This is a genomic window from Nitrososphaerales archaeon (assembly GCA_032906765.1).
In the GTDB taxonomy this organism is placed as follows: Archaea; Thermoproteota; Nitrososphaeria; order Nitrososphaerales; family Gagatemarchaeaceae; genus DASPPF01.
Genome location: JAJTZB010000012.1, coordinates 16092 through 39819, shown reverse-complemented (window position 1 = coordinate 39819; position 23728 = coordinate 16092). Strand labels below are relative to the sequence as shown.

The window sequence follows — 23728 nt, the reverse complement described above, 5'->3', positions numbered from 1 at the left end:
TCCCTTCCGGCCCACAATCACTTCATGGATGGTCTTCCTACGTGGTTGTGTTTAATTATCTCAGCCGCATCATTGGCTGATGATGGCAACGAGTCTCGAGAAGGAGCTCAGGCTAATCCGTGAACGGCTCGACTCCATCGAAGACACCTTGGCAGAGGAGATGTCCGAGGACGACAAGAGGGCCCGTGCCGAGGCTCTCAAGGAGCATAAGGAAGGCAAGACTGTTTCCTTCGTCAGGAAAAGCAGGCGTTGAAGGTTTACCTCTCAACAAGAGCAAAGAAAAGTCTAGACAACGCGCCGGCGGAAATGAAGCCTCGATTAGAGTCTGGGCTCTCCGAACTCGCTCGCACCCCTTATCCTGCGGGGTGCAAGAAGCTCAGGGGCGCTCCGAACTCCTATCGGCTCAGGGTTGGCGACTACCGCATCTTGTATCTGATTCTCTCGCATGATGAGATAGTTGTGTTCAAGATTGTACCAAGGGGCTCAGCATATGGTTGATCTCACCGAGACGAGGCTTCGTTGTCCTCATCGCTACCGGCGGGGTGTCAAGGGTCCGAGTCTAGGCAGATTCAAACCCTTGGCTGTGCCAAGGGTTCGTATCGGAAGTATCGGGATGTGCACAACCTGGGTTCCTTCCGGCCCATCCTTTGAAACAGCTCAGAATAAGTCGCATTGTCAAGATGCGAGCAGTGGAGGTCCCTTGGTTCTGACCTGTCAGACAGCAGTCGGAGACTACCTGCCCTGTCCAAGGGCCGACCTCCTATCCCCACAGTCGCAGAGCGTGTCCTTGATGTTCGACGCCCACGGGCAAAGGCGATCATGAAGTGTGTGGGGTGCTACACGTCAGGTGAGTGGCCAATCAAATTGGCGGTTAAATACGGGCATTGCGTAATGATTACAAGAAATGGCAGAGAAGGTCCCCGGCTGGCTCGAAAGGGTACTCCTTCCGCAAATCAGCGAAGTGAAGGGTGAGTTGAAGGCCATTAACGCCAGGATGGATGGCGAGTTCAAGGTCGTCCATTCAGAAATCAAGAGAGTGGAGCAGACGCTTGGCACAAAGATTGACGAACTGGACAGACGCATGGACGTGACGCAGCGCTTGGCCGCTGTGGAAGAGCAGCTCAAGGAGCTACGAGCCAAGTAGTCCAAGTTGTCGAACGGTGCTACTTCACATCACGTCAAGGACTCGAAACTGGGCCAGTTCCGACCCTTGTCACTGAGGCCAAGGGTTTGGGCCGGGAATATCGGGATGTGCAGCGGACAGGTTCCTTCCGGCCCATTGACTATCCATCGTTAAATTCCCAGCCCAAATCATTGGCCTGGAATGAGGGTCGCGCGGTGGTTCTACGTCAAGGAACCGGTCTTCCCGGCTGCCAACAGCGCTGGGAGGCCATTCCACCATCCCAGAACGTATGCCGCTGTCATAGAGGTGGTCAAGGAGAACCCCGGCCTGACCGGAAGCGAGATCGCCGCGCGCCTCGGCAAGTCCAAGGAGTACGTCATCCCTCTGCTCTTCCACCTGAAGAAGTACTGCGAAGCCCTGAGGACCGAGAGCACCGGATTCTTTCGCACGCCGGGGCTGGAAGAGTTCGCGCAGGTGCCTGCCGTCCAGAAGATGCTCTCCAAGCTGGGGAGCGAGAAGACAAAAGGGCCCTGGACGCGCTAGAGGCGAAGAGGTTGGTGCAAAGGAAGGGAAAAGGCTACGTTGCCACCGAGGCGGGCAGGAACCTGGTCGCCCAAGCAGGCTGGACATCGGCCAGCCTCCAGGCCCGCTTGGACGACACGAAAGTGGGCACGCCCGATTCCTAGGCAAAGAAGGCAGTCTGCGACGTGAGGGGAGACGGCGCCCCGGCCGGCTATTGAACGGCCCTTCGGACTCGGCACTTGACCAGCGCGAAAAACGCTTTTCAATCAAGACCGAGCAAGCTACAACGTGGCCGGGCAGTTTGCATTCCTTCTTGACCTTGGGATTTTCGCCGTTTCAGCCCTCCTGCTGAGCCTTGCCTTCGCCAGGCTAAGGCTCCCGATGGTCTCCGGGCAGATTCTCGCGGGCATGATTGTAGGGCCTTTTGTTTTGGGTTGGGTTACGGACACCGAGATCATAGGCGACATAGCTTCGATCGGGGTCGTCCTTCTCTTCTTCATCATCGGGCTAGAGCTCGACCCCCTCAAGCTCAGCAAGGTCGTCGGAGAGGTTCTGCTTCTGGCCCTCCTGGAAATGGGGGTCGCGTTCGGGTTTGGTGCGCTCGCGTCCTTCATCCTGAATCTGACCCTCATTCAGTCACTAATCTTCTCCATGACCGCAGCGATTACGAGCACCGCGATAGCGGGGAAGACCTTCCTCGAGAGGCGGACGCTCCGCACCGAGGAGTCAACGATCCTGATTGGTCTGTTGATAATCGAGGATGTCGCCGCGGTAGGGTTCCTAACTGTCCTTTCCTCCCTCGTGCGGCCGGGTAGTCCCGGGGGCCTCACGCTTCAAGTCCTCCAAACGGCACTCGGGGGCCTGGGGCTTCTCGCACTTGGGTACCTCGTGGCCAGATACGTAGCGCCTATTGCGATAAACTACCTCAGCCACTATGAGGCTGAATCAGAGGAGATACCGTTCCTCTTCGCGCTCGGCCTCGGCTTCGTCTTCGCGATTCTTGCCGCCTACTTCGGGTACTCGCCCGGGACGGGAGCTTTTGTCATCGGTCTCGCGATAAGGGGAAAGCAGTCGAAGTTCCTCTCGGAGAAGGTCGGACCGATCAAGGACCTTTTCTTGGTCTTGTTCTTCGTCTCAATGGGCAGTCTCATAGACCCGTTCCCCGCGCTCTCTCTTGGTGTCATAATCCTGGCATCATTGGCCCTGGCCATTGTGGGCAAGTTCCTGGGCGGGATTTTGGTCGGAAGAATCGTGAGCGGCCGACATGCAGGGGAGATCACAGAGAGGGCCCAAACTTTCGGCGCTTGGTTGGTACCAAGGGGTGAGTTCTCGTTTGTCATAGGCCAATTCGCCCTTTCTCTCGGTGTGATCGACAGCTCTTTGTTCTCGATAATCGGGGTGACAGTCCTAGGAACGGCTGTGGTGGGGCCTATACTTCAGCGGTTGACCATCACCAGGCTTGCAGAAACAGAGCATCCACTCCGACCACGCGTTGACGAAGGCGAGCTCTGAATCAAGATTCTCCGCCAGTGCGAGCGAGCTCCGGCGTTCCCAGTGCTAGCAGGTTCGAAGGCATGCTTATTAGACCAAACTCATTAGAAGGACACTGACGGCCTTCAAAAGCGCGTTTGACGACCGGCCCCTGCAAATCCCGCTTCCGCTATTGCAATCTCGACGAATTTCAATAAAGTAAAGGTAGCGAGGGGTCGATTTCTCGTTCTTGAAGAAATTCGCCGTGATCGCGTCCGCAGCCCGGAGATCGCACTTGGTCAGGGAGCAGGCGGGGCGGTGGCCGCAGAGACGAACACGTGCCCACACTCGGAACAGCCCACGTTGTCGGTCACGCTGCCACCTACGCTATCATCGCTGCCACCTACGCGGCCGCTGCCACTGCCAAGGAACGTGATTGGCAATACCGACACCTTCCGAAGCATTTTCGGCCAGGAGTTGGGCAAGTAACTGGCTTCTTAACCCACACGGCGCGCGCCCATTGTTTAAAGGACGCCAAATTCATGCATGTTAGATGAATCGCGGGTTACCGGCTATACGTTCTTCTTTACGGCGGGCGCAATCAAACTAGAGTGAGTGGGTGTGCTTGAATTGGGTGGCCTGGGTTCGGGCAAGAGCAGGACTCTTGACCAGACCGGGGAAGCAACCGATTACCTGCTGGCCGTCTCCAACTTGGGCGTGGTTTCCAAGAACGGAGCCATACTCCAAGATGTGACCTTCAGGGTGAAGAGGGGCACCACCCTAGCTATCGTCGGCCCGAACGGCGGCGGCAAAACAACGTTGTTCAGGTCGCTGCTGAACCTGGTCCCATACTCGGGATCCATCAGCTGGAGGGAAAAGGTGAGAGTCGGGTACGTTCCCCAGAGCCTAGTTGCGACAGACCTTCCGATATCTGTGGAAGAGTTCCTAAGGTTCAAGTGCAAGACCGATTTCGAGGCGTGCGTAAGTTCTGTCGGCTTGGACAAGGAAATCCTGAGCCAGTCGCTGGGGTCATTGTCCGGAGGACAACTCCAGAGGATTCTAATCGCTTGGGCCATCGTGGACAACCCCAACGTGCTCTTGTTCGACGAACCGACGTCGGGAGTGGACATAGGTGCAGAAGAGCCCATCTACCAGAAGGTTACCCGACTAAAGGAGACGCTCGGCATAACTGTACTTCTGATATCTCATAACATGCATGTCGTGATGCACTACTCAGACAAGGTGTTGGCGCTTAACAGGCGGGTAATGTTCTTCGGCGACACTAACACCGTCACACACTCCAACTTGCTCGGGATGATGTATGGCGGTGAGTTCGACGTGTCGGGTGACGAGCACACCGACAGAGAGTAGTGACACGGAAACTGCCAAGCACAATCCTGTTCAGTCTCGCGGTTGGGGCATTCGCGGGCTCTGCAGCCGGTTACCTTGGATCGATCATGGTCTCCAGACACATGGCACTGGTCGGCGACGCGATGTCGCACGTGGCACTCCCCGGCCTCGCTCTCGGGATACTCTTCGGCTTCAACCCCTTCATTGGAGCCTTCACTTTCTTGGCCGTCACTGCAATCATCACGTGGCAAATTCAAAGGTCGACCACGCTCTCCATAGAAGCGATCATAGGCGTGCTTTTCGTCCTGGCCCTAGCAATCGGTATCCTCATCACCCCCCAGGTGGACCTGCTCGAAGCACTCTTCGGCGACATATCGAAGTTGACCTTGATTGACGTCATTGTGACCGTACCGACTTCTGTCCTCGTGATAATTGTGACCAGGGCAATCCATGACAAACTTGCTCTGAGCGTGATTTCAAAGGAACTTGCTGTCTCAAATGGCGTCAGAGTTGAAAGGATCAACCTGATCTACCTACTGCTGGTAGCCACGATAGTCGCCATCGGGATAAAAGAGGTCGGCACCTTGCTTGTCGGCGCAGTCGTGATCGTGCCCGCAGCCGCGGCGAGGAATGTCAGCACGACGATGCGCACGTACTCATTGACGAGCTCTCTAATCGGCCTGCTGAGCGCAACATCAGGAATCATGCTTTCCAGCTACGTGAATGTTCCCGCGGGACCGCTGGTCGTGATCGTCGGTGCGACAATTTTCGCCTTGGGGTTGTTCTTCCGGTCAGCTTCGCGGTCGGAAAGAATCAAGTCTGGCCAAGGACCAGCAACGACGAGCTCCTGAGACGACCTGAATAGCACTGAGACACCATCCACGATCCTCCTTCCATTCTCAGCATTGAAAATCATCTCTCTGTCTTAACAACAGGCTTGATGAGGCCCTCCCCGAAGTTGTCCGGCACAGTCGCGAGCGGAACGAGGAGAGCGGTCGGGAAGCACGAATTCGCGAAGTGCATCGACCACACTCTCCTGAAGCCTTACGCGACAGGAGCGGATATCGACAGGCTCTGCGCCGAGGCCATGAAGTTCGACTTCTGGAGCGTTTGCGTGGGTTCATTCTACGTGAAGCGGGCGGCAGAGAACCTCAGAGGCAGCGGAGTGAAGGTCTGTGCGGTTGTCGGCTTCCCTCTCGGCTTCAGTTCAACCAGCGTGAAGCTGGCAGAGGCTGAGACTGCAATCGGAGACGGTGCCGACGAGATTGACATGGTAATGAACCTTGGCGCCTTCAAGTCAGGCGACTACAACTTCATCTTCCACGAAATTGAGGATGCCGCAAAGTGCTGCCATGGCGCGCGCAAGCTCCTCAAAGTGATTATCGAGTGCTGCTACTTGACCAACGACGAGAAGGTGGGCGCAGCGAGACTTGCGGAGCGAGCTGGAGCGGACTACGTGAAGACCTCTACGGGATTCGGCACAAGCGGCGCGACGGTTGAGGACGTCGCGCTCCTGAAGAAAGCGCTTGCGGGCACCGCGAGAATCAAGGCGGCTGGCGGTATCGGGACGCTAGAGAAGGCATTGGAGATGATCAAGGCTGGGGCCGACAGAATCGGCACCAGCTCCAGCGTCAAGATAATGGAAGAGTGGAAGGAAACGGCAGACCGTGGCCTGAAGGTCGCGCCTCGGTCCGGCTAGACTTGTATCACTCTGTGCAATCACGACGGAACAGGGGCTGCATGCCCAGACCCGTTCAGTGGCCTAGTCTGCTCTTGACCCCACCCGGAGCTTTCCGCTCTGATTGAACACCAGGGTAATCTTTCTGTTTGTCCTTCCCCCCGTCAAACAAGACGGACGGACGCTCTTCACCAACCTGATTATCTCCACAATGTTGCTCTGAACGTGGATTCCGAACCTATCTCCTTCCCTGAGCACCGTAGGCGGGATGTCGTACGTCCTCGTTCCCCTCGCAATCTGCACAGAATGGTCGGTGAGGGTGGATTGGTGAGCCTGGAGCGTCTCTCTCGCCAGCTCGATCTTTTTCCGCGCCCGGAGCTCTATCATCGAGACGTTTGCACGAGTCGTGCGAAGCTCCTTTGCCGTCTCAAGCTGCGACATACCCCTTCCCCTCAACATGAGAACTCTGTACTGTCTCTCGGTGAGCATCCCGTGCCGCATGAGCAACGCATTTCCGTTGCACGTCGCTTAAAAGCAATCACCCCCGCGTCAAGCAAGCCACCCCTTGAATCTGGACAGCGTCCAGCCGCCGGAGAATCTCGTGCGTGGGTCTGCAGGAGCGTTCGCAGCATGACAAACACTCTCCGCTCGGTCGCCATCGCTGCTACACTCGGGAGCATGATTGAATGGTACGACCTCTTCGTCTACGGCTCTCTGGTGGTCGTCCTGTCGAAGGTCTTCTTCCCAGTCCAAGACGCTTCTCTCTCCCTTCTGTATGCGCTCGCTGCCTTCGTGGCGGGAGCGGCGGTCAGACCAATCGGCGGTGCCATCTTCGGGAGGCTCGGCGACACAGCCGGGCGCAAGCGCGCCTTCATCCTGACAGTCCTCGTCATGGGGCTGGGCGCTACTCTCACTGGCCTTCTGCCTACCTATCAACAGGCAGGCATCATTGCACCTATCCTCCTCGTCGTCGTGAGGGTGGTGCAGGGACTGGCCCTCGGCGGGGAGTTCGGGGGAGCGGTCACGTACTTGGCTGAACACACGGACGCGAAGTCGAGGGGGCGCTGGACGGGCCTGATCCAGGCCACTGCAACCCTCGGCCTCTTGCTTTCGTCGGCCGTGGTGCTGGCGGCGAGGGTAGCTCTCGGGGTGACAACCTTCTCCGATTGGGGATGGCGTCTGCCCTTCCTCCTCTCTTCTGTCTTGATTCTTGTAGCCTTCGTGGCACGAAGGAGGTTGGGGGAGACTCCGCCATTCACCAGCCTCATTGAGTCGGGAACGGTTTCAGTTTCTCCTATCAGAGAGAGCCTGACCGACCGAGCCAACCTTGGGCTGGTGCTGCTCGCCGTGGTCGTTGTCTCTGGGGCGTCCGTCATCTGGCACACGGCGCAGTTCTACACCACGATATTCATGCAATCCGTCCTCAAGATTGACCTGCTGACAACGACAATGGTGCTGCTCATCGCGTTAGCCTTTTCGGCCCCGCTCTTCGTCGTCTTCGGCTGGCTCTCGGACAAGGTGGGGAGGCTCAGGCTGCTGCTGCTCGCGAACATCCTGGGCGCTGTCGGCTTCCTCCCGATATACGTGGCGATGAAATCGTTCTCCTCCCCCTTGAACGTGCCGGGGCTGGTCCTCATGGTCTTCTCGCAGACCGCCCTCTCGGCCATGGCCTACGGCCCCCTGGCTGCGTACCTTGCCGAGCTGTTCCCCACCAGGATACGGTACACGTCCCTCTCGGTTCCGTATGGCATCGGCACGGGCGACGTCGGGGACGGCACACTACTAATCGCTCCTGCCCTGACCCTCGCCACCGGAAACATCTACGCCGGTCTAGTCTGGTCGACAGCTGTGCCGCTGCTCGCTTTCATCATAGTTCTCGCCTATGGGTGGAGGGTCAGACGAACTGGTTCCCTCCCCTGATTGCAAGCTAACTCGTGTGCGATAGGGCCGCTGGAGGCGGGCCGTGTGTCCCACAAATGACAAAGGGCTAATCTTGAACCATTCACGCTTGACGGGACGTCAAACATATATACGACAGTCCGAGGCGTCCGTAAAAGGCTCCGATGAACGGAATTGTCTCGTCTACTCGCCTTCGTCGACATCTTCGTAGAATCGCCCCTGATGGACGATGTAGTTAGCGCTCTAAAGGAGCTCCCTGACCTTGAGGAGATGTACGAGGTGACGGGAGAGTTTGACATTGTCTGCCTTGTCTCTGCGAGCGATATCGAGGAGTTCAGGGAAGTCCTGAAGAACAAGATAATGAAGATCAGAGGCATCAAGAGCACAGTCACTTCCGTTGTTCTGCACGCGCACAAGGGTCCCCGATACAACGGAGACGGGCCGAAGACCCCCCGCCTGCAACGTCAGTAGGAAGTGCCGAAATCGGAGTCGGCCATGCACGACGCCATGAATCCTCGAGGTTTCCAAGAAAATGATCAATCTACTCCAAGCTACGTTCGTCATCCTGATTCTAGGCGGCACACTAGTCGTAGCTAAGCTTCTGTCTCCTTATGTCGCCCGAGTATTCACGCGCGCCCCCAGCAGACTCGACAGGTTCCTGAATCCTGTCGAAAACGCGCTCTACAGAGTGATTGGCGTGGACCCTCTCCACGTCATGGGCTGGAAGGAGTACTTCCTGTCAGGGCTCTTCCTCAACATAGTGCAGATGGCTATCGCGTTCCTGGTACTCTCCTACCAAGGGATTCTGCCTCTGAACCCGCAAGGCTTCTCGGGGATGAACTGGGACCTGGCCCTCAACACCGTGGTCTCCTTCGCTACCAACACGAACCTCCAGCACTACAACGGAGAGACCACGCTTTCGTACCTGAGCCAAATGTCCGCGATTCAGTTCCTGCAGTTCACCTCGGCAGCGACTGGCATTTGCATGGGGGTCGCGATGGTGCGTGGCTTCATCGTCGGCTCCAAGGACCTGGGCAACTTCTACGTCGACTTCGTTAGGAGCCTCACCCGGCTTCTGATTCCCCTGTGCGTCGTCGCAGCCCTCCTACTTGTTTGGCTGGGAATCCCACAAAGCCTCAACGGATACAAGACGGTTACAACCATTCAGGGAGCGACGCAGTCAATCCTCATCGGTCCGGTCGCCTCGCTCGTGTCGATAATGCAGCTAGGCACCAACGGCGGCGGCTACTACGGCGCGAACTCCGCATACCCGTTCCAGAACCCCAATCCTGTGAGCGATGTGCTTGAGATATCGTTGATGCTTCTTCTGCCGACCGCCCTGATCTTCGTCTTCGGAGAGCTTCTCGGCAAGAAGCGCGAGTACAGGCCTATCATGATAGGCGCGTACTCCTTGTTCGCGATCGACCTGGTCATCGCCTTCATCCCGACGATACCGCTGGGACCCGGCATAGAGACCAGATTCGGAGGGTTCTTCTCTGCGTTCTGGACGGTGGTCACTACTGCGGTCACCACCGGTTCAGTAAACACCCAGCTTGCGGCCATGCACCCACTGACCATATTGGCCGCTTTCATGGGGATGCTGATTCAGGCGACGCCGGGCGGCAAGGGAGTTGGGCTGATGTACATGATAATGTTCATCGTGATTACCGTGTTCGTTGTGGGCCTCATGTCCGGGAGAACCCCTGAGTATCTCGGCATCAAGATTACTGCGCGAGACGTCAAGCTCGTCATGATTGCGTTCCTCGTCCATCCACTCATAATACTCATACCCACTGTCCTTGCGTTCGCGACCGGAGCGGCGGCGCAGATGGGCCTACAGGCCGATTCCATAGGTTTCACCCGGGTGCTCTACGAGTTCACGAGCGCTGCTGCAAACAACGGCTCGGACTTCCTCGGTGCAGCTGCCAACACTCCGTTCTTCAACATCTCGACGGCCATAGTGATCTTCCTAGGACGTTATGCACCAATTGGAATCTTGCTCGCCCTTGCCGGCTCGATGATCGGAAGGAAGAGGAGCCCAGAGGTTGGCCTCAAGACAGATAGCCTCGTCTTCTCCATCGTGCTCGTCGGCAGCATCCTGGTGCTGGTCGCCCTCACCTTCTTTCCATTCCTCGCGCTCGGTCCCATACTCCAGTACTTCCAAGGACAGGTGAACAGCCTTGGCTAGCCAGCCCACGCAGTCCGGAGCGGCGCCCAGAGAGGGCAGACTGCGGCGCTCCATGATCACCGGAGTTGTCCTCAGAGATTCCCTAGTCAGGCTGAACCCCGTCTCCTTGATTTCAAACCCTGTCATGTTCATTGTCGAGGCGACCTTTTTCGTCGTGGCCGCGATGGCCATCTACCCGAGGGGCTTCCTCCCTCTGTCGAGCCTCCAGGACACGAACTTCTACATCGAGGTAGCCGCCATTCTGCTACTCACGGTCTGGTTCAGCACACTTTCTGACTCGCTCGCCGAGCACCAGGCCAGGAACACCGCGCACAGTCTGAGGAGCCTTGAGAGCGAGGTGGTAAGCAAGAAGGTGGTAAGAGAGCAATGGTCACAGAAGGTAATCCCAACTCCTTCATCCAGTCTCCGCAGGGGCGACCTCATCCTCCTCGAGAAGGGCGACCTCGTCCCGATAGACGCCGAAGTTCTGGAAGGAATCGCGATGCTGGACGAGTCTCTCATGACGGGAGAGTCCACCCCTGTCAAGAAGGCGCCAGGAGACGTCCTGATTGGGGGCTCGACCTTGCTCAGCGACACCCTGACGGCAAGGGTGACTGTCAACCCCGAGGAGTCGTACATCAGCAAGATGATCAAGTTGGTCGAGGCTGCCAAGAGACCCAAGACTCCGAACGAGCAGGCAGTAACGATGGTCCTAATCGGCCTCACAGCGATCTTCAGCATCATAGTCGCCTCCCTCGTCGGCGTCTCAGCCGCCCTCAATCTGGGCGGGGACCTCTCCGTCATGATTGCCCTCTACGTCTGTCTTCTGCCGACAACGATAGGCGCCCTCCTCCCCGCTATAGGGCTCTCCGGAGTCTCCAGGCTCTTCAGGAGGAAGATGGTGGCGAAATCAGGGAAGGCAATCGAGACAGCGGGAGACACAGACGTGATACTGCTCGACAAGACCGGAACCATAACTGTAGGAAACAGGCAGGCGACCGAGTTCGTCCCCCTGGGTGACCATTCGATCAGGGAAGTTGGCGAGGCGGCGTTCCTTTCTTCTTGGTACGACGACACGCCAGAGGGGCGCAGCATAGTCAAACTCGCCTATGAACGCGGTTTGGTCCCGAAGGAGCTGAACGCCCTGACGCTCTCGCAGGTGTACGAGTTCTCGGCCACGACACGAACCAGCGGCGTCAAACTCGCCGACAGCGGGGGATTCTCGCTGCCAAAGAGCGGGAAGGAGTTCGAGCAGCGTGGAAGGTTCAGCAGGAAGCTTGCGGACTCGGTAGTTGGGACGCTCCCGACTGGCGAGGTGGAGATAATCAAAGGCGCCCCCGACGCAATCAAGAAGTTGGCCTCTTTCCCCGAGAGCTTCGACGCCGTCGCCGACCAGATCTCGGCCGATGGGGACACGCCTATTGCAATAACGAGGGGGGCCGAAGTGCTAGGCATGATTAGGCTGAAGGACGTCCTGAAACCAGACATCAAGGATAGGGTGAGGGCCGTCAAGGCCATGGGCATCAGGCCGGTTATGATAACCGGAGACCAGCCGCTGACGGCCAAGAGCATAGCCAGAGAGGTAGGAATCGACGAGTTCGTCCCCCAGGCGAAGCCCGCAGACAAGTACGACATCGTTCAGAGGGAGCAGGCGCAGTCGAGGATAGTCGCGATGATAGGCGACGGCACCAACGACGCGCCGGCGCTCGCTGCGGCGGACGTCGGACTCGCGATGAACTCTGGGACGGAGCCCGCGAAGGAGGCAGCCAACATGGTGGACCTCGAGTCCAACCCCGCGAAGATAATCGACGTCGTCATGCTGGGCAAGCAACTGCTGATGACGCGCGGGGCCGTGACCACGTTCAGCATCGCCAACGACGTAGCGAAGTACTTCGCCATCGTGCCCGTCCTCTTCGCCGCAGCGATACCGCAGCTCCAGGCGCTGAACGTACTACAGCTCGGCCTCAACAGCGCGGTCTTGTCCGCGCTAATCTTCAACGCCGTAATCATCCCTCTACTGATACCACTTGCCATGAGGGGCGTTGCCTTCAGGCCTGCTGACACAATGTCGATCTTCCTGCGCAACACCCTGGTCTACGGGGTGGGAGGCGTGGTCGCCCCGTTCGTTGGAATCAAGGCGATAGACATACTGCTATCGCTGGGGCACCTGTAGGTGAAGAGAATGGCCGACACAACCCGTGGCAGAAACGAAGTCAGAGTCAGACCACTCGTAGCGATGGCTTTGGTCTCGCTACTGCTCTGCGGCCTCTTCTTCCCGCTTCTGATAACGGGCATCGCCCAAGTCGCTCTCCCGTACCAGGCGAACGGCGAGGTCGTTCAGCTTGACGGTCGTCCCGTGGGCTCCGCTCTGATCGCCCAGGGCTTCAACCAGTCAATCTTCTTCCAACCGAGGAACGACTCGGCGTCTGGCGTGGACCCTGACATCACTGTCCAGGACGCATACTCCCAGATTCCACGAATCAGCAGTGCGTCGGGCATTCCCGCCAGCACGCTCCAACAGCTGGTGGATCAGAACACGGACGGACAATCGAGGGTCTTCGGAGAACCATACGTCAACGTCCTGACGCTGAATCTTGCACTGATCAACGCCTACCCATCAGTTTACGGCCAGTTCCGATAGGGCCGGAGCATCGGACTGGAGGCTGGCCGAAAGGGCTCCTGAAGACCATCCCTGCCCGCCCAAAGACGAAATGAGGGACACCAGTGCCCATCAGGAACGCCGCTATGAGGCACCAGACTTGGTAGAGACTCAGGTCCAACTTGGACGCCATTCTGACGGGCGACGACGTCTTAGAGCATTGGTATGGCCACGGAGCCACGACGTCTTCAGCGAGACGGCTTAGGAGCGCACATTCGCCAGCGCCTTCACCCTCTCTTCTATCTCGTCCCTGATTCTCCGCACTTCGCCCAAGGGTTTCCCCTTCGGGTCGTCAAGATGCCACTCCGCCAGCTTCTTCTGCATCCTGGCGAGCATGGGTCGGGGGCAGACATCTTCAACCGAGCATCTCATTGTCACGACAAGGGCTGCATTCCTTATCATTTCCATGGTGAGCATCCTAGGGACGTTCTTCGATAGATCGATCCCCCTCTCCTTCATGGCTTCCACGACCTCAAGGTTGACCCTCTGGCTAGGAATCGTGCCCGCGCTCGAGGCTTCCAGCCCATTCCTCTTCGCGAACGCCTCGGCCATCTGGCTTCGGCCCGCATTCTCGACGCAGACGAACAGTATCAGGCCAGTCCGTTCCATTCTCTCACCGGTCTACCACGCACGCCCCAGGAGACGATAGTTATTGTTGACTGCTCCCGCCGTCGCACGCTCTGGGAGTCTATTGCAACTCTATATTCTCTGAATAGGCCCATAGCGTAAATCGGCAACCGCTTTAACCCCGCCGCAGTTCTCCAGTCTTGGTGAAGAAAGGAATGCAAGTTGCGGCGACACGCGGCGTCGGCTACCTCAGCCATGACGGCTCCGACGCCCGGGAACCCGACCTGTGCTTCTCTGCCCTGTTTGTTGTTGCGGGCTCGAAGGCAGTCGAAGCTGGGACGGTGAGGAATCGTCTGAGGCTCTCGGAAGGCGACTTCCGCGGACTCCTAGACCAGCTCCAGAGGAGGTACCTCGTGGACGTTGTCTCTCAGCTGCAGGATGGTTCTGTGGTTGAGCACCTCCGGCTTACAGAAGAGGGCGCGTCTGCGCTACAGCTGATGTTGGAGAGGATGTGCGAGCTCCCAGAGCTCGAGTGACGTCCTCCCAGCTACCGGACCTGCGGCTCCTTTACTGTCAGGTCGATTGCAATCTCGGAAATGTCTGCTCCGTACTCGGCGACACGCCTGACGTCCTCGAGTATCAGCTTGACTGAAGCTACCTGCGCTCCAGTCTTCCTTGGCGCGAGGATCTCGCCACTCAGCTTCTCTTCGAGCTGAACAACATCCTTCGTCTTGGTGATTGTCTCCTCCGCCAGCTTAGCGTCGAGCCTGAGGAGGGCGTTGACAGAGCTTTCGAAAACCTTCCGCGCAGCGTTTGTCATCTCCTGGACCTTCTTGATCGCACCCTCCGGGATGGTCTGCAAGTTCTCCGCCTGTGCCGCTATCGAGGCTGCGTGGTCTGCGACCCTTTCCGCGCTCTTGGCTGCCAGCCTGTAGCCCAAGCAGTCCCTCGGGGAGCCTAGCCCTATCTCCTGGATTACAGACCTGTCCCTGACTGCGATGTTGAGCTGCCTCAGTATGAAGTGGTAGAACCTATCGACTTCGTCGTCTCTCAGTATGACTTCCTCGCCCAGTCCCTTACCGCTCCCATGAAGCACGCCGATGGCATCGGTCAACATCCCCCCCGCGATAATCGACATCCGCTCCAGCGCCTTCTTGAGAGGGATGTCCACGTACCCAGAGAGGCACTGCGTCAGGATGCCAGTCGACGACTCCTCAATGATCTCCACGCCAACCAGCTTCCTTCGGATGCCCTCCCGAATCGAATTCCTCAGCGACGGGTCCGACCTTCCTACGCTTATCCTGATTATGTCGTATCCCGCCAAGTAGTATGAGATGAACTTACGGAGTAGCGCATCCTTGTCCGAGCCCGCAATGGCCTCGATTGTCGCCTCCGACTTCGCCGCCTCCCTGATGTCCCTTCTCGGGACTATCAGCAGCGACGAATCGGCCTGTATTATTACGGCCACAGCGTCCTTCGGCTTCAGGCCGACGTCGTTCACCCATGTCTTGGGCAACGAAACGACAAAGCTATTCCCGCCTGTGACCTGCACCTTTCTGAATTCCACGTCTCTCCGCGGCGAGAAGATATATTCTCCATATATAATGTCTACTCAACAATATACTTGCCGCGCGTCCGAACGGCTTCCCCGAACGAATGTGCGCCTCCCGAGTCCACATTAGCCATCCTACGCCCGCCTGGGGAAACCTCCCCTCCGATGCCCTAAGCAAGTATATTGATTCTATATGATTCGATATTCTCTATGTAATCAGTCGGCGAGCCATATATCAACTCGGAGTAAGCCCAAAGGCCGAAGATGAGAATTCAAAGAAACGGTGTGAGCGCTTCAACAATCGCACTCGCAGTCGTCTTGGTCGTGGTCGTCGTAGCGGCGGGGGCGTACGTAGCCCTCAGCCCTGGCGCCCAGCCGACGACGGTGACGAGTACGCTGATTTCAACCACAACAACCACGTCGCTGACTAGCTCCGTGGGACCGACCGTGTCCCTCAACGGCGCCGGTGGAACCCTCGTGTTCCCGCTGATGTCCGCCTGGACATTCGCCTATGCCCAAGTCACATCAAACGTCCAAGTCAACTATGCCAGCGTCGGCAGCGGCGCGGGAATCGCACAAATCACCGCAAAGACCGTCAACTTCGGCGAGAGCGACGCCCCATTGACCGCGAAACAATACGCCGCCCTCAATACGACGACCCTTCTGACCATACCAATATCCGCCAGCGCGGTAGTGCCGGCTTACAACTTACCCGGCATGACCAACGGCATGAAATTCACCGGAGCAATCCTCGCTCAGATATTCCTTGGCAACATCACGCAGTGGAACGACGCTGCGCTCGTGGCCATCAACGCGGGTGTGACACTGCCTGCCCACGCAATCACTGTGATCCACAGGTCGGACGGCAGCGGAACCATGTTCGCCTTTACCAACTACCTCTCCGACGCAAGCGCGCAGTGGAAGACGCAGGTCGGGCAGGGGACCTCTGTCAATTGGCCGACTGGGCTTGGATGCAAGGGCAACGAGGGCGTAGCGGGCTGCATTTCTAACACGCAGTACTCCATAGGCCCTCTTGAAATCGCATACGAGATCGTGAACAAGGGATTGATTTCGTACGGCTCTGTGCAGAACGCAGCTGGCAAGTTCATCCTCGCAAACCTGACCAATGCCCAAGCCGCAGTCCAGGCAGGAGGCACCGCTGGTCTTCCTGCGGGAAGCGCGCAATGGACGAGCGTCTCCATAATCAACAACATATACAACGACACGGCAGCGACGAACGTCTATCCAATCACCACGTTCACCTATGCGCTGGCGTATCAGCAACAGACCGACCAGACAAAGGGCGCCGCACTTGTGAACTTCCTCTGGTGGGTCGTGAACTCCGCACAGGTGGCCGGTGCTAACCTCGGCTATGTGCCACTTCCGGCCAACGTGGTTGCCCTGGACGACGCCACACTCAACTCAATCACCTACAACGGAACGCCACTACACACGGGATCCTAGCCTCGCGACAGAACCCTCCCATCTTTTTATGATTGCAATTAGACGACACTGAAAAGAGAATCTTGAACACGAGTCGACCCGACTCTGCATCTGGCAGGACAAGGCTCAGGGGAGACTCCGTCCTGAAGGCAGCCGTAGCGACGGCAGCGGTGGCAATCATCGGCCTCCTTCTGGCGCTTGGGTACAACCTATACTCAGGCTCCTCACTAACAATCTCGAAGTTCGGGTTCTCCTTCTTACCGGGAACAACGTGGGACCCCGTGCACGAGATCTTCGGGGCACTTCCTTTCATCTACGGCACCATTGTGACTTCGCTTCTGGCTCTCCTGATTGGCCTCCCGATCAGCCTTGGGGTGGCCATCTTCCTCACGGAGAAGATTAAGGGGAGGAGGACGACGCGGTACCTCCTCGGGACGCTGATAGAGCTCCTCGCGGCCGTACCGAGCGTCATATACGGTCTGTGGGGCCTCTTCTTCCTGAGCCCTCTCCTCCGGCAATATGTGGAGACGCCACTGAGCACATACCTCGGCTTCATCCCAATCTTCTCCGGGACTCCATTCGGCCTCGACTTCTTCACGGCTGGAGTCATACTGTCTATAATGATAATCCCAACTGTCACCGCAGTATCGAGGGACATCTTGAACGCAGTCCCGAACAGCCAGAGGGAGGCGATGTACTCTCTCGGCGGCACGAACTGGGAGGTGACACGGAAGAGCGTCCTCCCCTACGCCAGGTCCGGAATCTTCGGAGCCACGATTCTCGGCCTGGGAAGGGCCGTCGGGGAGACGATGGCCGTGACAATGGTGATCGGCAACACGCCGAGAATTACGGCCTCCCTCTTCTCAGGCGGCTACACTCTCCCGGCCGTCATCGCAAACGAATTTACCGAGGCCACCTCGCCGCTCTACCTCTCCGCCCTCGTCGAACTCGGCCTGATTCTCTTCGTTGTGGCCCTCGCGATCAACGTCTTCGCCAGATTCCTGGTCTGGAGGATGACCCATGGGGTCAGGTCCAGGGTCAGGTGATCCAGCTTTGACACAAGATATCGCATCCCTTGGCGCCGATCGGAGGAGGCTCGTCGACAGGGTCATGACTGCCATGGTGGGAGTCGCCGTCATTCTGGCGCTGACTCCGCTCGTCCTCATAATAGGTGACGTCGTCATCCAGGGAGCGCCCGTCCTCAGTCTTTCATTTTTGACGGGCCTGCCGACTCCCGTGGGAGTCCCCGGCGGAGGCATTGCGAACGCTCTGGTCGGGTCTTTCGTCATGGTCGGAATAGCCGCGCTGATAGCCGTGCCAATCGGCGTCGGGGCGGGAATCTTCTTCTCCGAGTGGCCGGAGTCGAGGCTGTCTTTCATTTCGAGCTTCATGAATGATGTGCTTGCCGAGTTCCCTTCGATAGTCATAGGGATATTCGTGTACGTTGTGATCGTGCTCACCACAAGGACGTTCTCCGCCTTGGCAGGCGCTGTGGCCCTCAGCATCATCATGATCCCGATAGTCGCCAGAACCACCGAAGAGTCCCTCAAGATAGTTCCGGTGACCCTGAGGGAGGCCTCGATGGCGCTCGGGATTTCGAGATGGAAGACGGTGATCAGGATTGTGATTAGCACCGGCAAGAGCGGTTTGGCCACTGGCATACTTCTTGCGGTTGCGCGGGCCGCTGGTGAGACCGCACCGCTGCTGCTGACCGCCCTCGGCAGCACCTTCTTCGCGACCGGACTGTTCCAGCCGACAGCGGCGCTGCCTCTCCTGATCTACACCTATGGGATTTCCCCATTTGCAGACTGGCACGCGCGGGCATGGGGTGCGGCACTGATCCTCGTCATCGTCATGCTCGGCCTCAACCTCACGGTCAAACTCGTGATTGGACGGCGGTACTCGGAGATGAGGGCGGAGATCTAGGAGGGACGCTCAGATGGAAATCCAGAAAGAGCTCGGGTCGGAGGGGGTCAGGGAGGAAGAGCTGCTAGTGCAGGGACCATCCCCATCAAGGAACTCGGTGAAGTTGGAAACGTGGAACCTCAAGGCCAGCTTCGGCGAACTCCAGGTGCTGAAAGGCATCGACCTGCAGATTCCAGAGAGGAAGGTCACCGCTGTCATGGGACCCTCGGGATGCGGGAAGACCACTTTCATCAGATGCCTGAACAGGCTTCACGAACTCACCCCCGGAGCAAAGGTCGAGGGAGAGGTCATCATCGATGGGACGAACATCTACTCCCCGAAGGTGGACCCGGTCTCGGTTCGCCGGAAGATTGGGATGGTCTTCCAAAAGCCCAACCCGTTTCCGACAATGTCTGTCTACGACAACGTGGCTGCCGGACTCAGGCTGAACGGGGAGAAGGACAGGAAACTGTTGGACGAGGTGGTCGAGCGGAGCCTGCGCATGGCGTTCCTGTGGGACGAGGTCAAGGGCGAGCTGAAGAAGTCGGGGGCGGCGCTGTCGGGAGGGCAGCAACAGAGGCTCTGCATTGCAAGGACGCTCGCGGTAGAGCCCGAAGTCATACTCATGGACGAGCCTTGCTCGGCGCTCGACCCCACTGCCACTGCGAAGATCGAGGAGGCGATGGTCCAGCTCAAGAAGAACTATACGATGGTCATAGTCACGCACAACATGCAGCAGGCCGCGCGGGTAGCCGACAACACCGCGTTCTTCTACCTTGGCGAGCTCGTTGAGTTCGGCCCAACTGCGGACTTATTTGAGACACCAAAGCAGGAGCTGACGGAGAGGTACATCACGGGCAAGTTCGGGTGATTGAAATACCAAGATTGATGGACATGGGGCTCCAGAAGCTCAACAGCCTTCTTTTGGAGATGGCCTCGATATCAGAGAACGCAGTATCGGCTGCAATCGAAGCGTACCGGACGGGGCAGAAGCAGACGCTGGTGAACGAGTGGGCCGCCCAGCTCAGGTCCCTCCACCGCCAGGTCAGCGAACTATCGATGGAGCTAATCGCTCGGTACCAACCTGTCGCCTCCGACCTCAGGTTCATCAAAGCCTGCTTCGAGATCTCGTACGGGTTCTTCCGGTTTGGGCGGTACGCCCACGACATCGTGGAAGTTCTGGAAATCTTCGGCAACCTGAAGGATTGCGACACCACCTCAGTCATCGAAACGGCGCGAAGGACTGAGGAGATGATCGGCATGAGCATCGACGCCTTCACGCGAAGGGACGTCGACCTTGCGAGGAAAATCCCAACCATGGACGACGAGGTCGACGAAAGCTACAGGCATCAGCTGAGAGAGGTAATGGGGGGGAAGGGCGACCTAAGATGCTCTCTCTCTGCCACGCTGATTCTAAGGTACCTCGAGAGGATCGCCGACCACGCCGCCTACATCGGTGAATCGATAGTCTACATAGAGACTGGCGTCGAGCCGAAGTCATAGATCGAGCCTGGCGAGAGTTCCGCGCGGAATCGTTTTATTAGCCATGCGCGAAGGGTAGCCCAATCTTGGCCAAGACAAAGGCGGTACAGTCATTCAAGGACGAGTCCCTAAACCTCGAGGCCAGGATCATTGACGCGATTCAGAAGGTCGGCCCGAAGAACATCTCTCTCCTCTCGCGGATGACGGGTGCACACGCGGAGACCATCAGGTACAAGGTGAAGAGGCAGTTCAAGAAACTCGGCTTCAAGATTCACGCCGACGTTGATTACGCAAAGCTCGGCCTTACCCAGCATTGGGCCGAGTTGCACTTCTCGAAGGGCTACCAGGGCGTGGCTGACAAGATTCTCACGAGCCTGAACGACGTTGCGTACCTGACCTATTACGCGAAGGTAGTCCCCCAGGGGTACTTCATCGCGATCTTCTCTCTACCGGCGGGCAAGTCGGGGGAGTTCGAGGGCTTCCTGGAAGGCCTCCGGAAGATGGGCATTCTGAGCGAGTTCACTCTGAGCCGAGCCGCTGTGTCGAGGCACGACTCGATGTTGCCGAGCTACTTCAACTTCCAGTCGGGACAATGGGACGTCGACTGGAGCAGGGTCAGGCTGGGAGGAGGGAGGCCGCTTCCAGCGCACAGGCAACAGGCCCAGTCCGACCTCGACGCCTATGACCTTCTCTTGATGAAGGAGCTGCAGATAGACGCCCTCCAGCACATCGCGGGAATCGCCAAGAAACTGAAGGTCCACCAGAAGACCCTGGAGTACCACTACAGAGCGCACGTGCAGAAGCGGAAGCTGATTCCGGCCTACTTCGTGAGGTGGATGCGCGACGTGGAAAAGTCCGTCGCCCACTCGGTGATGCTGACACGTCTCGTATTCAGGGACTTGGGCGACGACTTCGCAAAGGTTCAGCTGGCTGTCAGCAAGATACCCTTCCTCTGGTCAGAGTACCTGACAGAAGACGGAACTTACATCGCCATCCTATGCATCCCAGTGAAGGAAGCGGTCACCGTATTCAACTACCTCAGCGGGGAGGTGCCGGGGCTCTACGACAGGGTGGAGATAGGCTACATCAACAGGAGTGAAGCCTCGCTCTTCACCATGACCTACCAGATGTACGATTCCGACTGGCGCTTCGACCCGGTGAAAATGAAGGCCGAACTCGCCCGCGCAGTAAGGCGGGTCAAAAATTAGGGATGAGGCGTCAAGGGACGCCTCATGCCATCTAGTGCGGAACACCGCCGCCTATTGGGTCCAGGTGAGGCAGAATCAGCTGGCCTGCCCAGAGGCCCACGACGGCGACTATCGCCGGCAGGGCGACTGACAGGACCAGGATTCCTATCCTGACCTTGTCTTGCGAGTTCATTTCGCAAAGGAGCGAAGTCCCAAACGCGGTGTACCAGCGTAGTCATCAAGTAGCTCTGATAATATCATGTAAATCTGTGCATCTGTAGCGCCCCTCACGGACGCGCCGGCGGCCCCTAGAGGACTACTAGCTTGGTCGTCTCGGGGCTGGCTGAGACCGTAATCACATCTCTCGTGGAGACCCTGATTCCACCCCTACCACGCCCGACACCGTACAGCCTGGCGTCTGCGGGCCTGGTGACGGAGAGCTCGACCCTGCATCCCCAGGGGACCGTGTATCGGAGCGGGTGCCCCCCCGTTGCCCTCCTCTCCGTGTAGGTGGGGAGTATGTGACAGATGCCGACCTGGTCGCGACCCAGGGCGGTGTGGCCAGCGGGGTCGAGGTCGCCTCCCCTCACCCTGTCGGGATAGGAGAAGTAGCCCGTCGAGCCGGCAGCAGTCGAGACTACAACTCCGTCCCCGATGGCAGCCTCATCGATCTCGATACCCTTCCCGGATACTTTCACCTTGTACCTGATGCAGTTGCTGTCCGCTCCCCTCTGGAGGTAGACATCGGTGAACACAGTGCCCAGGCTCTTTCCGTTCTTCAAGACCTCCAGACGCCTGTACTCCTCGACCCTGAAACGGCCGGCCGATATCTCGCGGAGAACAGAGGGAAGCTCGTCAAAGTATGCAGCCGCGAGGTACGCCTTGGAGTCGGTCGCCGAAGTCGACCTAATGCCCACGAAGAGGAGGGGGATCGACTCGAGCCTCCCGACTCTGCTGAAGACTCCGTCACCCCCGACTACAACACCAATGTCGGGCCTCTTTGCCGTCACTGACACCCCAGCCGTGCGGAGCGCCTTCCTGGCCTCCGCGTAGGAGACCTTCGGCTTCTCCCCGTCGAGGATTATCTTCGCTTTCACGCAGCCGTCCCTTCCCTGCCCATGAATTCCAACATGGATGTGTCTCCTGACTTGCTCTTGCCACCCTCCAAGAACTTCGTCGCCTTCACGGCGGCCTCGTTCTGCTCGGCAGTCGACGTCCCAAGCATCCCCATCATCTTGAGAGAGTTCTCCACAGCGAATCCCTTGAAATGGTTGTTGAAGTAGCCATAAGTCTTCTCGACCCTGCTGGAGACTTCTTTGACCTTCGGGACCCACGAGCTTAGCTCAGCATCACGGTACCTGTAGTTGTACCAAGGCCTGCTCCCTCTCCCGTGCCACCTGATGAAGGCGAAGTCGGCGGTCACCACCGTGTCGGGTGGGAGGAGCGGCTCGTCCACGATCACGTTCGCTACGTTCCTGTCCCTTAGCAACGACCAGACCTCCTGCCTAAGCCACGAGGGATGCCGGAACTCGACAGCGAACCTGACGTCCTCGGGAATTATCCGAAGGAAACCCTTCAGCGAATCGAAGTCGGAGTCGAACGTGTAGCTCGGTGGGAGCTGGATCAGGACCGGCCCGAGCTTCCCGCCGGCGATCAGTGGCTTCATCAGCCCTAGGAACCTTACGAGATCTCCCTCCGCCCCCTTCTTCAGCGCGAGTTTCTTCTCGTGTGTGATTGTCCGAGGAAGCTTCGCAGAGAAAACGAAGTCGTCAGGCGTGTACCGCGCCCATCCCAGCGCCAACCCCTTCGACGGGTAGGCGTAGAAGGTGGAGTCGATCTCCGCAGTCCTGAAAACCTTCGAGTAGAACGAGAGCTTGTTGGTGCTCGCGCTGGGATAGAACACTCCCGCCCACTCGTTGTACGACCAACCTGAGGTGCCCAGCAGAATGTCAGACATCGGTTCGGCCGTTTCGCCGCTCGTTCCGATTTAAGCTAATGGGTCGAGTCCCAGTAGCTGGTCGCGGGTCCAGGCGGCGAGGGTCAAGGTCCTCGACAACTCCCTTTTCACACCAAGCCTCTCGGTCATCTCATCCACTATCTGAGCATTGACTCCGTCAGGGACCTCCCACGTGACAGAGTGAAGTTTCGACGAGTACTCTGCGAGGAGCGCCTTCGGGTCGAAGACTTCCGTGTATCTCGCTACCTCCTCGACCACTGCGGGCCTCACCAGCTTGACCAGGTCTCGCTCTCCCAGCTTCAGCGCCCCCATCGGCAAACCCTTTTTCTCCCGCAGCTCGATGTAGAGGTCCCTTGGCCAGGCGCCCTGCCAGTCCTCCATCAGTGAAAGGAGCCCATTCCTGCCCACCCTTGCCATCTCCCTCACTGCTGCCCTCCAGTCTCCTACGAGGTGCATGAAGTGCACGGAAAGGACGTAGTCGAAAGACATGTCCCGAAACGGGACAGATGCGGCATCCGAGAGCACTAGGCCGCGCACCCCCTTGGCCAGTGCTTGGCGGATCATCTTGAGGGAGACGTCGACGCCGACCACCCTCAGACCTGCCCGCGCCAACGGGCCAGCAAACCTGCCCGTGCCCACCCCGAAGTCGAGCACGCTCGAGCCACGCATGCGTGTCACAAGGGCGTCAACAGCCAGCGACATTACATCCGCCCGAAGCGACCTGGTGGCGTCGTAGACGTCAGCGACTCTGTCGAAGCTTGCCATGC

General features: G+C 58.2%; 26 protein-coding genes. 19 read left to right on the top strand and 7 right to left on the bottom strand.

Features of this window, described 5'->3' with window-relative positions; translation table 11 throughout:
• The first annotated feature begins 82 nt into the window (after positions 1–82).
• The 7 genes from LYZ69_09770 to deoC all read left to right on the top strand — a co-directional run bounded on the left by LYZ69_09770 (position 83) and on the right by deoC (position 6164).
• Entirely contained in the window at positions 83–253 is a 171-nt protein-coding gene (locus tag LYZ69_09770) for a hypothetical protein (GenBank protein MDV3278731.1), read from the top strand.
• 651 nt (positions 254–904) lie between these two features.
• Positions 905–1144: a hypothetical protein gene (locus LYZ69_09765; protein MDV3278730.1), complete on the top strand. Its 240-nt coding sequence runs from the start codon at positions 905–907 to the stop codon at positions 1142–1144.
• 180 nt (positions 1145–1324) lie between these two features.
• A complete protein-coding gene (locus LYZ69_09760; GenBank protein MDV3278729.1) occupies positions 1325–1666 on the top strand; it encodes a hypothetical protein in 342 nt (113 codons plus the stop codon).
• A gap of 267 nt (positions 1667–1933) precedes the next feature.
• Complete coding sequence (locus LYZ69_09755) at positions 1934–3157, top strand: cation:proton antiporter (GenBank protein ID MDV3278728.1); 1224 nt, start codon at positions 1934–1936, stop codon at positions 3155–3157.
• Between the two features lie 588 nt (positions 3158–3745).
• On the top strand, positions 3746–4486 hold the full coding sequence (locus LYZ69_09750) for a metal ABC transporter ATP-binding protein (protein MDV3278727.1): 741 nt from the start codon (positions 3746–3748) through the stop codon (positions 4484–4486).
• Entirely contained in the window at positions 4486–5316 is an 831-nt protein-coding gene (locus LYZ69_09745) for a metal ABC transporter permease (protein ID MDV3278726.1), read from the top strand. The genes LYZ69_09750 and LYZ69_09745 overlap by 1 nt, the downstream gene beginning before the upstream one ends.
• Before the next feature lie 107 nt (positions 5317–5423).
• Positions 5424–6164, top strand: coding sequence for a deoxyribose-phosphate aldolase (gene deoC / locus LYZ69_09740; GenBank protein ID MDV3278725.1), 741 nt, complete (start codon positions 5424–5426; stop codon positions 6162–6164).
• 63 nt (positions 6165–6227) lie between these two features.
• On the opposite strand, the gene LYZ69_09735 is transcribed toward deoC, so the two are convergent.
• On the bottom strand, positions 6228–6644 hold the full coding sequence (locus LYZ69_09735) for a Tfx family DNA-binding protein (GenBank protein ID MDV3278724.1): 417 nt from the start codon (positions 6642–6644) through the stop codon (positions 6228–6230).
• Between the two features lie 129 nt (positions 6645–6773).
• On the opposite strand from LYZ69_09735, the gene LYZ69_09730 reads away from it, so the two are divergent.
• The 5 genes from LYZ69_09730 (at position 6774) to LYZ69_09710 (ending at position 12850) form a co-directional block, all read left to right on the top strand.
• Positions 6774–8063 (top strand): MFS transporter, encoded by a 1290-nt coding sequence (locus tag LYZ69_09730; GenBank protein ID MDV3278723.1) that lies wholly within the window; start codon positions 6774–6776, stop codon positions 8061–8063.
• A 153-nt stretch (positions 8064–8216) separates the two neighbouring features.
• Entirely contained in the window at positions 8217–8513 is a 297-nt protein-coding gene (locus LYZ69_09725) for an Lrp/AsnC ligand binding domain-containing protein (GenBank protein ID MDV3278722.1), read from the top strand.
• Positions 8514–8574: 61 nt separating this feature from the next.
• Positions 8575–10230 carry a potassium-transporting ATPase subunit KdpA gene (gene kdpA, locus LYZ69_09720; GenBank protein MDV3278721.1) on the top strand — a complete coding sequence of 552 codons (1656 nt, stop codon included), beginning with the start codon at positions 8575–8577 and terminating at the stop codon, positions 10228–10230.
• A complete protein-coding gene (locus LYZ69_09715) occupies positions 10223–12382 on the top strand; it encodes an HAD-IC family P-type ATPase (protein ID MDV3278720.1) in 2160 nt (719 codons plus the stop codon). Before kdpA ends, LYZ69_09715 begins: the two co-directional genes overlap by 8 nt.
• Before the next feature lie 9 nt (positions 12383–12391).
• Positions 12392–12850 (top strand): potassium-transporting ATPase subunit C, encoded by a 459-nt coding sequence (locus tag LYZ69_09710; protein ID MDV3278719.1) that lies wholly within the window; start codon positions 12392–12394, stop codon positions 12848–12850.
• Positions 12851–13069: 219 nt separating this feature from the next.
• On the opposite strand, the gene LYZ69_09705 is transcribed toward LYZ69_09710, so the two are convergent.
• Positions 13070–13477 carry an arsenate reductase ArsC gene (locus tag LYZ69_09705; GenBank protein ID MDV3278718.1) on the bottom strand — a complete coding sequence of 136 codons (408 nt, stop codon included), beginning with the start codon at positions 13475–13477 and terminating at the stop codon, positions 13070–13072.
• A 161-nt stretch (positions 13478–13638) separates the two neighbouring features.
• On the opposite strand from LYZ69_09705, the gene LYZ69_09700 reads away from it, so the two are divergent.
• Positions 13639–13971 (top strand): hypothetical protein, encoded by a 333-nt coding sequence (locus LYZ69_09700; GenBank protein ID MDV3278717.1) that lies wholly within the window; start codon positions 13639–13641, stop codon positions 13969–13971.
• Positions 13972–13982: 11 nt separating this feature from the next.
• Here the strand turns inward: LYZ69_09700 and LYZ69_09695 are convergent, their stop codons facing one another.
• Positions 13983–15002 carry a phosphate uptake regulator PhoU gene (locus tag LYZ69_09695; GenBank protein MDV3278716.1) on the bottom strand — a complete coding sequence of 340 codons (1020 nt, stop codon included), beginning with the start codon at positions 15000–15002 and terminating at the stop codon, positions 13983–13985.
• Between the two features lie 249 nt (positions 15003–15251).
• On the opposite strand from LYZ69_09695, the gene pstS reads away from it, so the two are divergent.
• The 6 genes from pstS (at position 15252) to LYZ69_09665 (ending at position 21025) form a co-directional block, all read left to right on the top strand.
• The gene (pstS, locus tag LYZ69_09690; protein MDV3278715.1) at positions 15252–16451 is read left to right on the top strand and encodes a phosphate ABC transporter substrate-binding protein PstS; all 1200 of its coding nucleotides are present in this window, start codon (positions 15252–15254) and stop codon (positions 16449–16451) included.
• Positions 16452–16513: 62 nt separating this feature from the next.
• Positions 16514–17476, top strand: a complete 963-nt coding sequence (gene pstC, locus LYZ69_09685; GenBank protein ID MDV3278714.1) for a phosphate ABC transporter permease subunit PstC — start codon at positions 16514–16516, stop codon at positions 17474–17476.
• Positions 17477–17483: 7 nt separating this feature from the next.
• Entirely contained in the window at positions 17484–18356 is an 873-nt protein-coding gene (gene pstA, locus LYZ69_09680; GenBank protein ID MDV3278713.1) for a phosphate ABC transporter permease PstA, read from the top strand.
• Positions 18357–18369: 13 nt separating this feature from the next.
• Complete coding sequence (gene pstB / locus LYZ69_09675) at positions 18370–19206, top strand: phosphate ABC transporter ATP-binding protein PstB (GenBank protein ID MDV3278712.1); 837 nt, start codon at positions 18370–18372, stop codon at positions 19204–19206.
• A gap of 23 nt (positions 19207–19229) precedes the next feature.
• Positions 19230–19838: a phosphate uptake regulator, PhoU gene (locus LYZ69_09670; protein MDV3278711.1), complete on the top strand. Its 609-nt coding sequence runs from the start codon at positions 19230–19232 to the stop codon at positions 19836–19838.
• Positions 19839–19903: 65 nt separating this feature from the next.
• The gene (locus LYZ69_09665; protein ID MDV3278710.1) at positions 19904–21025 is read left to right on the top strand and encodes a hypothetical protein; all 1122 of its coding nucleotides are present in this window, start codon (positions 19904–19906) and stop codon (positions 21023–21025) included.
• Positions 21026–21056: 31 nt separating this feature from the next.
• On the opposite strand, the gene LYZ69_09660 is transcribed toward LYZ69_09665, so the two are convergent.
• The 4 genes from LYZ69_09660 to LYZ69_09645 all read right to left on the bottom strand — a co-directional run bounded on the left by LYZ69_09660 (position 21057) and on the right by LYZ69_09645 (position 23726).
• Positions 21057–21197: a hypothetical protein gene (locus tag LYZ69_09660; protein ID MDV3278709.1), complete on the bottom strand. Its 141-nt coding sequence runs from the start codon at positions 21195–21197 to the stop codon at positions 21057–21059.
• A 115-nt stretch (positions 21198–21312) separates the two neighbouring features.
• Entirely contained in the window at positions 21313–22101 is a 789-nt protein-coding gene (locus LYZ69_09655; protein ID MDV3278708.1) for a hypothetical protein, read from the bottom strand.
• Entirely contained in the window at positions 22098–22961 is an 864-nt protein-coding gene (locus tag LYZ69_09650; protein ID MDV3278707.1) for a DUF72 domain-containing protein, read from the bottom strand. The genes LYZ69_09655 and LYZ69_09650 overlap by 4 nt, the downstream gene beginning before the upstream one ends.
• A 30-nt stretch (positions 22962–22991) precedes the next feature.
• Positions 22992–23726, bottom strand: a complete 735-nt coding sequence (locus tag LYZ69_09645) for a methyltransferase domain-containing protein (GenBank protein MDV3278706.1) — start codon at positions 23724–23726, stop codon at positions 22992–22994.
• Positions 23727–23728: the final 2 nt, after the last annotated feature.